Source organism: Novosphingobium pentaromativorans US6-1 (assembly GCF_000767465.1).
Taxonomy (GTDB): Bacteria; Pseudomonadota; Alphaproteobacteria; order Sphingomonadales; family Sphingomonadaceae; genus Novosphingobium; species Novosphingobium pentaromativorans.
This window is the reverse complement of the sequence record NZ_CP009291.1, coordinates 1087629-1100416: the sequence shown is the minus strand read 5'-3', so window position 1 is coordinate 1100416 and position 12788 is coordinate 1087629. Positions and strand designations below refer to the sequence as shown.

Here is a 12788-nt window from a genome sequence, read left to right as displayed (position 1 = left end):
GACGCCGTCTGGCGGAGTGAGACCTGATGCTCTCTGTAGCCAATGTCCGCACCGCTGGCGGCGCTGCCAACTACTTTGCCGCCGACAATTACTATACCCGCGCTGATGCCGAGAGATCTGGTCATTGGCTTGGCAAGGGTGCGGAGAATCTTGGACTGCGAGGCGGAATCGAAGCCTCGCAATTTGAGGCCGTACTCAAGGGCAAGCTGCCCGATGGCAGCCGTGTCGGGAGCGATAACCGGGCGCATCGCGCCGGCACCGATCTCACATTTTCGATGCCCAAGAGCTGGTCCATCCTTGCCCTCGTCGGCGGCGACAGGCGTATCCTCGATGCCTATGGCGCTGCCGTTCGCGAGACGCTGGCCTGGGCTGAGAAGAATCTCGCCGAAACCCGCATGGAGGTCCGAGGCAAGGAACGGGTGGTCGCGACGCGCAATCTCGTGATCGGGCTTTTCCAGCACGATACGAACCGCAATCAGGAGCCCAACGCGCACTTTCACGCGGTGATTGCCAATGTCACCCAGGGACCCGATGGCAAATGGCGAGCGCTGAGAAATGACAAGATCTGGGAGCACAACACGCTGCTCAACGCCATGACCATGGCGCGCTTCCGCTTGGCGGTAGAAAAGCTCGGATACCAGGTTGGCGAATACGGCAAGCATGGCAATTTCGAAGCGGTGGGCGTTCCCAAACCCGTTCGTGATGCCTTCAGTTCGCGCCGTGCCGAGATCCTCGACAAGCTTTCGACGATGGAAGGCAAGGGCCTCGCGGCGCGCAACGCGGCCAATCTGATGACCCGGGCGGACAAAGGGCCGGTGGCAGACCGCCAGGCTCTCGTGAACCAATGGCGCGAGGCAGCAGCAAAGTTGGGCTTTGATCCGAGGCTTGTCATTTCACAGGCCAATGCACGGGCCGCCACCGACATTGGCTCCGTCTCCGGAATTGGAAATTCGGTCCGATCGATCGGCCAGCGCGCGCGCCTTCTGGCTGCGACCTTTGCGGAGCGTCTGGGGCTACGTCAGGGCGACCCGCTTGTGCCTCGCGACTTGGGGCGCCGGACGCCCGAACAGATCGCGGCCGTTCATGCTGTCGCATCGGCAATCCGGCATTTGGGCGAGCGCGAGGCGGCCTTCTCGCGGACCGAGATTTATCGCTCAGCGCTTGGCTTTGCCTTGCCCACCACGCTCACCGACATCGAACACCGCGTCGACCAATTGCTGCGTCAAGGCCACCTGCAAAAAGGCAAGGGTGCAGATCGCAATCTTGTCACAACTCGCGATGCGATTGGGCTCGAGCAGCGCATCATTGCGGCCATCGAAAGCGGGCGGGGACATGGGACTGCGGTGGTCGAAGCCGATGTGGCCGGAGAGCGCCTGCAGGCTCTCTCCCAGCTCAAATACGGCCTGACCTTGAACCCTGGGCAGGAGCGGGCAGGGCGCCTGCTTCTCGCCTCGCACAACCGAATTGTCGCCATTCAGGGTGTGGCGGGCGCTGGCAAGAGTACCGTTCTCAAGCCCGTTGCTGACATCTTGCGCGGGGAAGGCAAGTCCGCACTCGGGCTCGCGGTCCAGAACACGCTCGTGCAGATGCTTGAACGTGACACCGGCATTCCCTCGATGACAGTCGCGCGCTTCTTGCGCCAACATCAGGGCCTTCTGGAAGGAGCAGACCAGGCGAGGCTTGCCGAGGCACGCGCGTCTTTGTGCGGCACCGTGGTGCTACTCGACGAAGCCTCGATGGTCGGCAATGCCGACAAGGAAAAGCTCGTGCGCCTCGCCAACCTGCTCCAGCTAGACCGCTTCGCCAGCATCGGGGACAGGAAGCAATTGGGCGCTGTCGATGCGGGCAAACCCTTTGACGTCATGCAGCGGGCAGGCGTCGAAACCGCCATCATGAACACCAATCTCCGGGCCCGCGATAAGGCGCTGCGCGAAGCTCAATATGCAGCGCAAGGTGGACATATCGACGAGGCCTTGCGCCATCTTGGCCCGCATGTCGTCGCGTCGGGAAATACAGCTGCCGTCGACGCCGCGGCGGCCTGGCTATCGCTTTCGCCTGCAGAGCGGGAGGTGACCGCTATCTATGCTTCGGGTCGCAACTTGCGCGGACAGGTGAATGAAGCCGTCCAGATCGGGCTCAAGGCCAATGGCGAATTGGGACCGGGTTCCTTGGGTCTCACTGTGCTGTCGCGCGTCAATCTGACGCGTGAGGAAATGCGCTATTCGCGCAGCTATGCGGCCGGCATGGTGCTCGAAGTCGACCGCCGGCAAAGGGGGCAGGGGCTGCAGAAGGGCCGCTATGACGTGGTCGAAACCGATCCGACCCGCGAACGCGTGATGCTGCAGAACGAGCGGGGCAAGCGCTTTGAATTCCGGCCGAGCCAGATGCGACCGCAAGGTGAGCAGGATCCGCTGCGTCTGTTTGAGGTTCGCCCACTAGAAATCCACGATGGTGACCGCATTCGCTGGACGGCGACGGATCACAAGCGCGGACTGCTCAACGCCGATCAGGCGCGCATCGTGGCGGTTGATGCGAAGGGCGTCATGGTGAAAACCTCCCTTGGCGCCGAACACCGGCTGGGGCTGGACGACCCCATGCTCGAGCGTCTTGACCTCGCCTACGCGCTCAACGCGCACATGGCGCAGGGCCTGACCTCCGACCGCGGGATTGCCGTCATGGACAGCCGCGAACGCAATCTTGCCAACCAGCAGACATTCCTCGTGACGATAACCCGTCTGCGCGATGGTCTGACCCTGTTTGTCGACAATGCGGGCAAGCTCGAAGCAGCTGTTGAGCGCAATCCGGGAATGAAACGCTCGGCGCTCGAAACGGTCAATCAGCTGCGGGATGCGGCAGCAATGGGCCAGGCGAAGGGCAAGGCGCCTGATCGTTCGCAAGAACCGGCCCGCGAGCCGCCCGAACTCGATCGCTCGCTCACCAAGCCCTTCGAAATCGGGATCTGACGTAGCTGCGATCCGAATGGGTCCATATGGCGCCGGTTGACTATGAGTTCTGTTTTTGTTCTCATGCAGATTATGTCCCGAATCGCCGATGAGATCCTGTTCACACACATCGAGGTCGCGCTTGCGGTTGCGTCCGAAGCAACGCTTGTCGGGCTCGGTGCTGACGACCCGCGAACCCAGCGTAATGCTCGTGTCGATCTCGCGCGCCATCTGGTCGAGCGCATGCAGGGCTTGGAGATTGAAGGCGACTCGAATGCAGGCAGGAGCTCTCAGCCCACTCTCTTTCCGGGCGATCTCTCGCCGATGGGCTGACCAGCATTGAGACCTGGCTGAGGCCGTTTTGGCTTATTGCAGGCGCGTCGGGCGATCCTTCCCCATCAGCTCTGCAACGCGTTTGGCGATGGCTTTCCAAGTGGCGATGCCCGCCTCGTCCGTTGCCAGCGCGAGCGCGCCGATCTGCTCGGCGACATGAAGCGGTGCATTCTCACCATGGGTCTTCAGGACCTGGTTGGCACAGGCCCAGAGTTCCCAATCGCTCAGCATCAGCCGAGACGTCCAACAAGGCCGAGGAAGAACGCTATCAAACCGTAGCCCACGACACCGCACGCCAGGAGAAGTTCAATATTGAATTTGGAGCGGGGAGGGCGGGGTTGTCCTGCTGGCCAGATCTGATCGCAGATGAGCTCGTTGAACCCGGCGCGGCGTCCGCAGACTTCCACTTCGCGTCCGAGCAACCGACGTGCTCCACGCCCGGTGTCGAGCTCCCACACCCCGCCGCCCGAATGCAGTTCAAGTCCGAAGGGGCCTTCGGCAAGACGGCCTGTCAGACAGAGTTCCGGGCCTAGCGGCATGCAGGCCCTTTCCAGTAGCGATCCCAACGCAGCACTGTGCGTGTCTGGATCATCGAGCAGGAGAGATCGGCTCCGTTCCGCAATCGGCACCAGGCAGCCGTCCGGTTGCCGCCTGCCGATCCTTCCGACCGGCACGTCAATCTCGGTCCGCGAACCACGACGTGCCCTGTCGAGATGGTCCCGCGAGGGCCGCCAAGAAGATCGACGAGAGCGTCACGCGCTTCGATAGCCGACGCGTCGGGACATGGCTGATTGGTCCGGCATGTCCCGTCCATTTCGCGTGCGGCGATTCCTGCAATGCGGACATGGGGGCCTTCGGCGCACCATATGGGCCCGTCGCCATCCCACACATGCGTGGGCGTGCAGGTAAAGGTCTGGCCGGCGGCGACGATCGAGGCAGCGAGGAAGGCAAGCATTGGCGAGCTATCTAGCGAAGCGCGCGGCCGAACCAAAGCACGCGGCCGACGATATTGATCGTCCGCTTCTCCAGGCCACGCCAGCTGGGATAGGCCGGATTGTCGCTGAGCACAGAGACCCGTTTGCCTTGTGGCTCGATTGCCACCCGCTTGACGCTGAGCATGTCATCCATGCGCAGCACATAGATCCCGTCGCGCAGCCGCGACTGCCCATCGTTGAGATCGACCATGACTTCATCACCGTCATGCAGCGTTGGCTCCATCGAGTCCCCGTGCACGGCGATGATCGAAAGGCTCGTCGCCTTGCTTGCTGTCAGACGGCGCAGCCACTTCTCGTCGAACCCGAACTGGGCGCATTTGGATTCCATTTCGGCCAAAGCGCCGTGCCCTGCCGAGGCTTCGACATCGAGAACCGGGACATGGACCAGTTCGACGACCGGGCCGGATCGCCGTTCGGGCGCACCGAGGATCTTCTCGTCTACTCCGAAGAAGCGGGCGAGCACGGAGCGGTCCTGCTCGTCCAGTTGCCGGGGACTGCCACGGCGGATGTATTGCTGGATGTAGGCCGCGTTGCGTCCGAGAAGGCGGGAGATCGAGGAGTAATTACATCCTCGTTGCTGGATCAGATCGTCCAGGGCTTTGCGTGCATCTTCCATCGCTGCGGGTCCTATCGCATCCGTCTAGGAAATTCGATCCTAGACTCTAGGAAGCCTTCCTAATAAGAACATAACAAGAACACAAGCGGAAAGCGAGTCGAAGGCGATGGAGCTCCTGGACCAGATTGAGGGCTATTTGACGCGTAGCGGTACGAAGGCCAGCATGTTTGGTAGGCAGGCCGTCGGGGACCCACGGTTTGTTCAGGATCTTCGCGAAGGTCGCCGGCCGAGACGTAAGACGCAGGAGCGGGTGAGGCAATTTCTAATGGAGAAGAGCTCTTCATGACCGTGCCGTCGAGAAGCGAACCGTAGGCGGTCTCGGCTTGTTCTCACCCCCGTTCACGTTCTAGTGATGGCGCATGAATGCAGTTGAGATCGAACAGGCAATTTCGGAGTTAGCGGAGCTTCCCTTTGACCGGGCTGAGTTCCCGTTTGCGTTCCTTGAAGCATTTGGAAATAAAGCCACAACGCTCAAGAAGCTGCGTAGCGGGGCCTCAAACGCGTCCGATCTGCTGGGCGGCGTGCTTCAGCGTAGCAACATCCATATCGCCACCTGTGACGTCGGGGCCGTTGACCAGGCGCTCAAGGCGCTGCGCGAAAGTCCGAAGACCGCCGCGGCCAAGGCCAAGTTTATTCTTGCCACCGATGGAGAGGATTTCCAGGCGGAAGACCTCAATACCGGTGAAACGGTCGCCTGTACCTTTGCCGACTTCCCCAACCACTTCGGCCTGTTCCTGCCCCTTGCCGGCATTACGACCGTCAAGCAGATCCGCGAGAGTACGTTCGACATTCGGGCGACGAGCCGACTGAACAAGCTTTACGTCGAGCTGCTGAAGGACAACCCGGAGTGGGCGACGGCCGAGCGCCGGGCCGACATGAACCACTTCATGGCCCGGCTGATCTTCTGCTTCTTCGCCGAGGATACCGACATCTTCAACGGTGAGGGATTGTTCACCCGGACCATTGAGCAGATGAGCGCACGGGATTCGAGCAACACACACGAGGTCATCAGCCAGATCTTCCAGGCGATGGACACCCCCACGCGGCACGAAGGTAAGCTGGACGAGCGCTATCGCAAGGCAGCCGGTACGCCGCGCTGGGCGGACGTGTTCCCCTACGTCAATGGCCAGCTGTTCTCAGGCAACACGGATGTGCCGCGCTTCAGCCGGATCGCGAGGGCTTACCTGATCCAGATCGGCAACCTGAACTGGAAGAAGATCAATCCCGACATTTTCGGCAGCATGATCCAGGCGGTCGCCGACGACGAGGAGCGCGGCGCGCTAGGCATGCATTACACCAGCGTGCCCAACATCCTGAAGGTGCTGAACCCGCTGTTCCTCGACGACCTGCGGGCGGCGCTCGAAGACGCGGCCGACAATGGCCGCAAACTGCTCAATCTGCGCAACCGCATGGCGCACATCCGCGTGTTTGACCCGGCATGCGGATCGGGAAATTTCCTTGTCATTGCCTACAAGCAGATGCGGGAGATCGAGGCCGAGATCAACGTGCGCCGAGGCGACGCCAACCGGAAGTCGGCCATCCCCTTGACCAACTTCAGGGGTATCGAACTCCGTGATTTTCCGGCCGAGATCGCGCGCCTGGCCCTGATTATCGCCGAGTTCCAGTGCGACGTGATTTATCGAGGGCAGAAGGAGGCTCTGGCCGATTTTCTTCCTCTCGACAGCCAGAACTGGATCACGAACGGGAACGCGCTGCGACTTGATTGGCTGGCACTTTGTCCGCCGGCCGGGTCCGGGGTCCGTATGCAGGCCGATGACCTGTTTGGCACACCGTTGGATCAGTCTGAGATCGACTTCGAGAATGAAGGCGGCGAGACCTACATCTGCGGCAATCCCCCTTATATTGGGGACAAATACCAGACGAAGGAGCAGAAGGACGATCTCCGGACCTTTAAGTCCGGAAAGCAGGAGGTCCGCGCGGTCGACTATATAGCAGGCTGGTTTTGGAAGGCGTCAGACTACATCAGGCACGGAGGACGCTTTGCCTTCGTATCCACCAACTCCATCTGCCAAGGGGTTCAAGTGCCGCTGATCTGGCCTAAGATTTTCGGCAACGGACAGGCCATCTTTTTTGCGCACGAGAACTTTATGTGGGGCAACAACGCCGCCCGCAATGCGCAGGTCACCTGCATTATTGTTGGCGTCGCCGATGCCCAGGAACGGCGGAAATTCATCTATTCCGACGCGGCACGAAAGGAGGTTGCCAACATCAACCCCTACCTGTCGCCTGGCGACACCGTCATCGTGGCAAGGGCATCCGAGCCGATTTCAGAGGTTGGTGTGATGTTCGGGGGGAATATTCCGCGAGATCAGGGCAACCTCTTGCTCTCGACAGACGAGATGCAAGCGCTTGTGAATGAATACCCGCAGTCAAAGCCTCTGATTAGGCCGATCGTGGGCTCGGCCGAATTCATTAACGGCCTGCGGCGATACTGCCTCTGGATTTCGGACGAACAGGCCGAACTGGCTTTCTCAATTCCTCCGATCGCGGAACGGCTTTCAAAGATCCGGGAGTATCGGCTGAACGGTAGCGAACGCGGGCGCGCCGGTTTAGACACTCCCTACAAGTTCGAGCGGACGATTATCGGTAACAGGCACACCATCGTGGTGCCAAGCGTCTCTTCCGAACGTCGTGAATATTTGCCGTGTGGGTTGATGCCCCCGGACGTGCGGGTATCTAACCTGGCTCTCGCCATCTACGACGCGCCTCTCTGGAACCTTTCAGTTGTAGCCTCCCGGCTGCACCTCGTTTGGGTCGGCGCCGTCTGCGGAAAGTTGGAAACGCGTTACCGCTACTCCAATACCATGGGATGGAACACTTTCCCGATACCGACCACGTTGACTGAACAAGGCAAGGCCGACCTTACCCGCTGCGCGGAGGACATCCTTCTCGCGCGAGAGGCCCATTTCCCGAAGACGATTGCCGAACTCTACGATCCCGCGAAGATGCCCGACAACCTTCGACATGCACATGAGCGTAATGACGAAGTGCTGGAGCGGATCTATATTGGACGGAAGTTCCGTAACGACACCGAACGGCTCGAGAAGCTTTTCGAGCTCTATACCAAGATGACCGGCAAGAAGGCGGCCTGAACTGCATGGCAAACGGCGATATCATTCCCACGGTCACCTTCCGCCCCGCCGGCACCGGTGCGACGGCTAGGGCGAACGAACTCGGCATGCGGCCGATGCAGGCCCGCGCCTATGACAAGCGGGGCGAGCAGTACCTGCTGATCAAGTCGCCGCCAGCCTCTGGCAAGTCCCGCGCTCTCATGTTCATCGCGCTCGACAAGCTGACAAACCAGGGCGTGAAGAAGGCGATCGTCTGCGTGCCGGAGCGCTCGATCGGTGCGAGCTTTGCAAGCGAACCGCTCAGCAAGCACGGCTTTTGGGCCGACTGGGTGGTCGCCCCCCAGTGGAACCTGTGCAACACGCCCGGCGCGGACGATCCCAAGGTGGCCAAGTCAAAGGTCAAGGCCGTCGGCGAGTTTCTCGCCGGGGATGATCGGGTGCTGGTCTGCACCCACGCCACGTTCCGCTTCGCATTTGACGAGCTTGGGGTGGAGGCCTTCGACGATACTGTCATTGCCATCGACGAATTTCATCATGTCTCGGCGGATGCTGGCAACCGGCTTGGCGCCCAGCTTGCGCAGCTGATCGGGCGCGACAAGGCCCACATTGTCGCCATGACCGGCAGCTATTTCCGGGGCGATGCCATCCCCGTGCTGGCGCCAGAAGATGAGGCGAAATTCGAGACCGTCACCTACACCTATTACGAGCAGCTCAACGGCTATGAGCACCTGAAGGTGCTCGACATCGGCTACAGCTTTTACATCGGCCGCTACACGGACAAGATCTCAGCGTTGCTCGACCCGACAGTGAAGACCATCGTCCACATTCCGTCGGTCAATTCGCGCGAGAGCCTCAAGGACAAGCACCGCGAGGCCGAGGACATCATGAACCACCTCGGCGACTGGCATGGCGTCGATCCAGATACAGGCTTCCATTTGGTGCGCACCGCTTCTGGCGGTACGATCAAGGTGGCCGACCTGGTCGACGACGACGCGGCCAAGCGCGACAAGGTCGTGGCCTCGCTCAAATCGCCCAAAGCCCGGACCAACCGGGACTTCGTCGACATCATCATTGCGCTTGGCATGGCCAAGGAAGGGTTTGACTGGATCTGGTGCGAGCATGCGCTGACCGTCGGCTATCGCTCCAGCCTGACCGAAATCATCCAGATCATCGGCCGCGCAACCCGCGACGCTCCCGGCAAGACGCGGGCGCGCTTCACCAACCTGATTGCCGAGCCAGCGGCAGACGATCCGCTCGTGGTCGATGCGATCAACGACTACCTCAAGGCGATTGCTGCCAGCCTGCTGATGGAGCAGGTGCTCGCGCCCCGGTTCGAGTTCACGCCGAAGGATGCCGGGCCGAAGGAAGGGTTCGACTACGGCGAAGACGGCTACAAGCCCGGCGAGACTAATATCGGCATCAACGCCCAGGGCCAGATGCATTTCGAGATCAAGGGCCTGAAGCTGCCGACCAGCATCGAGGCGACGCGGATCTGCCGTGAGGACCTCAACGAAGTGATTGCCAGCTTCGTGCAGGACAAGTCGGTGGTGGAACGCGGCATGTTCGATCCTGACGTAGTGCCCGAGGAACTGTCTCAACTGAAGATGGGCAAGATCATCCGCGAGAAGTATCCCGAACTGAGCGCCGAAGACCAAGAGGCCGTGCGCCAACATGCGATCGCGGCGATGAACGTGACGCAGCAGGCCAAGGCCATGATGGGTGGAGACGTCGTTGACGGCGAGATCAAGGCGAACACCGCCTTCATCGACGGCGTCCGCAAATTCGCGCTCAGCGTCACTGACCTCGACATCGACTTGATCGATCATGTCAATCCGTTCGACGCGACCATAGCGGTGATGGCCAAAGCCATGGACGAGAAGACGCTGCTCCAGGTGCAGGCGGTGATCAACGCCAAGAAGGACAAGCTGACATACGAGGATGCCCGGGCGCTGGCGGAGCGCGCGCTGGAGTTCAAGCGTGAGCGTGGTCGGCTGCCCTCGCTGATCTCGCAGGACGCCTGGGAGCGCAAGATGGCCGAGGGCATTGCCTTCCTTCAGCGCCATGCTGCACAGGCCGGCGCTGATGGCTGAACTGAGCGACCTCGAACTGCTGGCGGAACTTGGCGTCGACATGACGCCCGAGGTGCAGCGCGCGCTCACGCCGCTGCAAGAGCGGATTGTCGCGGGGTTCGAGGACATTCAGCGCTTCGTTGCCGACAATGGCCGGTTGCCGCAGCATGGCGACGACCGCGACATCTTTGAGCGGCTCTATGCCGTGCGTCTCGACCAACTTCGCGGCATGCCGGAAGCGCGTGACTTGCTAGCGCCGCTTGATGCCGACGGCATTCTCGACGGAGCGACACCTGTGGCTGCACCTGCGGCGCTCGACGACGAGGCCCTGCTCGCCGAACTCGGCATCGCGAGCGGTTCCGGCAACGACATTACTCAACTTCGCCACGTATCGTCGCGCGCGGAGAAGCGGGCGGCCGAGGAGATCGCCAACCGTGAACCTTGCAAGGATTTCGCGGAGTTCAAGGGACTGTTCGAGCGGGCCCAGGCGGACCTTAGGGCAGGAGCCCGGCAGGCCAAGGTGCTTGATCAGACCGAGGTCACCCTGGCGGAGATCCAGCCGGGCAACTTCTTCATCGTCGGCGGACAGCTTGCCTATATCGCCGGCTCGACCGAGGATTTCGTTACCCAGTATGAGCGCAAGGACCGCCGTGTCCGCGTCATCTACGACAACGGAACCGAGGCGACAGTTCTGTCGCGATCCTTCCAGAAAGCGCTGTACCGGGACGATACGGCGCGCCGCATCACCGAGCTTAGTGCTGGGCCTCTGTTTGGCGATACTGCCGAGCCGGATGATCTTGCCAGCGGCACGATCTACGTCCTGCGGAGCAAGTCAGCTCACCCTTACGTGGACCAGCACCGCGAGCTGATCCACAAGATCGGGGTCACGGGCCAACCTATCGCAAGCCGGATCGCCAATGCCCGCAATGACCCGACCTTCCTACTCGCCGATGTCGAGGTCGTTGCCGAGTACAAGCTCTACAACATCAATCGTAGCAAGCTTGAAGGACTGATTCACCGCGCTCTTTCTCCAGCGCGGCTTGATCTGTCTGCTGGGGACCGGTTCGGCAAGACCGTCCAGCCCCGCGAATGGTTTCTCGTGCCGCTAAATGCGATCGACGAACTCGTGGCCCGGATCAGCGACGGGACGGTGACTGATCTTAGATATGATCGGGAGCAAGCACGCTTTATTTCGATCTGACGCTAAGCCAAACTTGGCCAATGTCACGCCATGCTATGGGGCCAGTAAAGCGCCATGCGAAATGGATATCGTCCGACACCGCCGCCATGGCCGTCGTTCAGCCGTTCAAATCGGCTTCACGAAACCTTCCGTTCGTTCATCAAGCTCTCACGGTGGACCGACCGGCCTGATCTGGGGACAAAGCTGTCGTGCCCCACGCCCCTACTCAATGCGCAACTTGCGCCGCATCAGGTCGAAGGAATCTTCAACCTCGTCTTCGTCCATCCACGTCCGCTTTTCGGCTCGACCAAGATGCAGCAGCGAGATCGTGAAATCGTAGTGGTCGGAGACGAGGGCGATTTCCTCGCATGGCTCGGCCAACCATACGTCTGCGCCATGCTCGATTGCGCCCTTGCTATTCAGAGGATCGGAGCGCGCGGCGAGGGACAGAGCGGGCACCGCAATCGGTGGGCGGCCAACCGTCTTGAAATATGCACCGGTCTTGAGCGCGCGATCACTCGATCTTGCCCAAAGAACATAGCCGTCTCGCGAAACGACGAGCACGGACCGGCGCTCGGTGAATTGAAGCCAACGTAACGTCGCCGCTATCAGCGAAACGTCGTATCTCGCAGCGCAAGCGCCGATCTCATCAAGGGTGGGTTTCGCTTTTGGGTCGATTTGTCTGCGGAAATCATCGAGAGGCATAAGCAGGCCGACGGCAAATTCGTTAGCCTGTTGCTCGATCTGTGCGTATTCGCTGTCCCAGCGCACCATGTCCTGGTCGCCGCATTCCATCCCATCGGGATATGCAAGGCGGTGAAGCAGGTAGTGACCGAACTCATGTCCCAGCGTGAAATTGATCCGGCCTGGCGACCTGATCGCATCGTTGTAAACGATCCCCCAACCTTTCTTCGGCGATGGGGCGCGGTAGAGCGCGCCATCGAACCCCGGCAAGGACGCACCCTTCACCAGCGTGATCGGGTCGTCAGGGAAACGCTGCTTTGAATATTCCTTGGCGAGCTGTGGAATGTTGACCGGAAAACGCTCCGGTGCATCGCCGTACACTGCATTGAGCATTGTCGTGATGGAGTTTGCCCAGCGTTGCGGCGACCAGCTCTTGGTCATGTATCCTCATCCCAAAGCTTTATGATCTGACGCACTTTTGCCTTCGTCGCGGAATCCATCTTTCGATATTGACGATAAAAACGCGCATCGGCCGCATCTTCCTGCGAGAGTTCATCACCTTCGTCGAGTAAAAACTCGATTGTCGTTTCAAGTTGTTCGGCAATTTTTGCGAGTTTTTCTGCAGACGGCCTTGGAGGGTTCTTGTTTTCCAGCTCCCATATATAGCTTTTGCTCGACCCCGTTAAATCGGCGAGCTTGTCCAGCGTCAATCCTTTCTCTTTGCGCAACTTACGAATCTTTTCCCCAAGGATATTTGCCAAAACCGCTTCTCCCGCCTTGCTGTGTTCGGTGTAGAGGTATTTTATAGGCTTGACTGCCGAATAGCAACTGTGCAAGCATGTTCGGAGTAGAGGTATAATGTGTGCCTCGCGAGCTT

The 12788-nt window shown here is 60.4% G+C and carries 11 protein-coding genes; 5 read left to right on the top strand and 6 right to left on the bottom strand.

Going from position 1 to position 12788, the window contains the following annotated elements:
• The first annotated feature begins 26 nt into the window (after nt 1–26).
• Together mobF and JI59_RS05065 are read left to right on the top strand one after the other, a co-directional pair.
• Complete coding sequence (gene mobF / locus JI59_RS05070; protein ID WP_007013865.1) at nt 27–2963, top strand: MobF family relaxase; 2937 nt, start codon at nt 27–29, stop codon at nt 2961–2963.
• A 72-nt stretch (nt 2964–3035) separates the two neighbouring features.
• The gene (locus JI59_RS05065) at nt 3036–3275 is read left to right on the top strand and encodes a hypothetical protein (RefSeq protein ID WP_007013866.1); all 240 of its coding nucleotides are present in this window, start codon (nt 3036–3038) and stop codon (nt 3273–3275) included.
• 33 nt (nt 3276–3308) lie between these two features.
• On the opposite strand, the gene JI59_RS05060 is transcribed toward JI59_RS05065, so the two are convergent.
• Genes JI59_RS05060 through JI59_RS05050 form a run of 4 tightly spaced genes read right to left on the bottom strand, consistent with a single transcriptional unit; the run spans nt 3309 to nt 4886 of the window.
• Nucleotides 3309–3506, bottom strand: a complete 198-nt coding sequence (locus JI59_RS05060; protein ID WP_007013867.1) for a DUF6961 family protein — start codon at nt 3504–3506, stop codon at nt 3309–3311.
• The gene (locus JI59_RS27305; RefSeq protein ID WP_038577039.1) at nt 3506–3814 is read right to left on the bottom strand and encodes a DUF5818 domain-containing protein; all 309 of its coding nucleotides are present in this window, start codon (nt 3812–3814) and stop codon (nt 3506–3508) included. Before JI59_RS27305 ends, JI59_RS05060 begins: the two co-directional genes overlap by 1 nt.
• Nucleotides 3805–4230, bottom strand: a complete 426-nt coding sequence (locus JI59_RS26105; RefSeq protein ID WP_007013869.1) for a thermonuclease family protein — start codon at nt 4228–4230, stop codon at nt 3805–3807. Before JI59_RS26105 ends, JI59_RS27305 begins: the two co-directional genes overlap by 10 nt.
• Nucleotides 4231–4241: 11 nt before the next feature.
• Nucleotides 4242–4886 carry a S24 family peptidase gene (locus tag JI59_RS05050; protein WP_007011047.1) on the bottom strand — a complete coding sequence of 215 codons (645 nt, stop codon included), beginning with the start codon at nt 4884–4886 and terminating at the stop codon, nt 4242–4244.
• A gap of 359 nt (nt 4887–5245) precedes the next feature.
• Between JI59_RS05050 and JI59_RS05040 the strand changes: the two genes are divergently transcribed.
• Genes JI59_RS05040 through JI59_RS05030 form a run of 3 tightly spaced genes read left to right on the top strand, consistent with a single transcriptional unit; the run spans nt 5246 to nt 11248 of the window.
• On the top strand, nt 5246–7999 hold the full coding sequence (locus JI59_RS05040; RefSeq protein WP_007013870.1) for a class I SAM-dependent DNA methyltransferase: 2754 nt from the start codon (nt 5246–5248) through the stop codon (nt 7997–7999).
• A gap of 5 nt (nt 8000–8004) precedes the next feature.
• Nucleotides 8005–10068, top strand: coding sequence for a DEAD/DEAH box helicase (locus JI59_RS05035; RefSeq protein WP_007013871.1), 2064 nt, complete (start codon nt 8005–8007; stop codon nt 10066–10068).
• Nucleotides 10061–11248 (top strand): GIY-YIG nuclease family protein, encoded by a 1188-nt coding sequence (locus JI59_RS05030; RefSeq protein WP_038577037.1) that lies wholly within the window; start codon nt 10061–10063, stop codon nt 11246–11248. Before JI59_RS05035 ends, JI59_RS05030 begins: the two co-directional genes overlap by 8 nt.
• 201 nt (nt 11249–11449) lie before the next feature.
• Here the strand turns inward: JI59_RS05030 and JI59_RS05025 are convergent, their stop codons facing one another.
• Nucleotides 11450–12352 (bottom strand): ImmA/IrrE family metallo-endopeptidase, encoded by a 903-nt coding sequence (locus JI59_RS05025; RefSeq protein ID WP_007013873.1) that lies wholly within the window; start codon nt 12350–12352, stop codon nt 11450–11452.
• On the bottom strand, nt 12349–12747 hold the full coding sequence (locus tag JI59_RS05020; protein ID WP_239000591.1) for a helix-turn-helix domain-containing protein: 399 nt from the start codon (nt 12745–12747) through the stop codon (nt 12349–12351). Before JI59_RS05020 ends, JI59_RS05025 begins: the two co-directional genes overlap by 4 nt.
• Nucleotides 12748–12788: the final 41 nt, after the last annotated feature.

Bases quoted from the DNA above. Each gene is read 5' to 3' on its own strand.
- mobF (WP_007013865.1), top strand. From the start codon at position 27: ATGCTCTCTGTAGCCAATGTCCGCACCGCTGGCGGCGCTGCCAACTAC.
- JI59_RS05065 (WP_007013866.1), top strand. From the start codon at position 3,036: ATGTCCCGAATCGCCGATGAGATCCTGTTCACACACATCGAGGTCGCG.
- JI59_RS05060 (WP_007013867.1), bottom strand. From the start codon at position 3,506: ATGCTGAGCGATTGGGAACTCTGGGCCTGTGCCAACCAGGTCCTGAAG.
- JI59_RS27305 (WP_038577039.1), bottom strand. From the start codon at position 3,814: ATGCCGCTAGGCCCGGAACTCTGTCTGACAGGCCGTCTTGCCGAAGGC.
- JI59_RS26105 (WP_007013869.1), bottom strand. From the start codon at position 4,230: ATGCTTGCCTTCCTCGCTGCCTCGATCGTCGCCGCCGGCCAGACCTTT.
- JI59_RS05050 (WP_007011047.1), bottom strand. From the start codon at position 4,886: ATGGAAGATGCACGCAAAGCCCTGGACGATCTGATCCAGCAACGAGGA.
- JI59_RS05040 (WP_007013870.1), top strand. From the start codon at position 5,246: ATGAATGCAGTTGAGATCGAACAGGCAATTTCGGAGTTAGCGGAGCTT.
- JI59_RS05035 (WP_007013871.1), top strand. From the start codon at position 8,005: ATGGCAAACGGCGATATCATTCCCACGGTCACCTTCCGCCCCGCCGGC.
- JI59_RS05030 (WP_038577037.1), top strand. From the start codon at position 10,061: ATGGCTGAACTGAGCGACCTCGAACTGCTGGCGGAACTTGGCGTCGAC.
- JI59_RS05025 (WP_007013873.1), bottom strand. From the start codon at position 12,352: ATGACCAAGAGCTGGTCGCCGCAACGCTGGGCAAACTCCATCACGACA.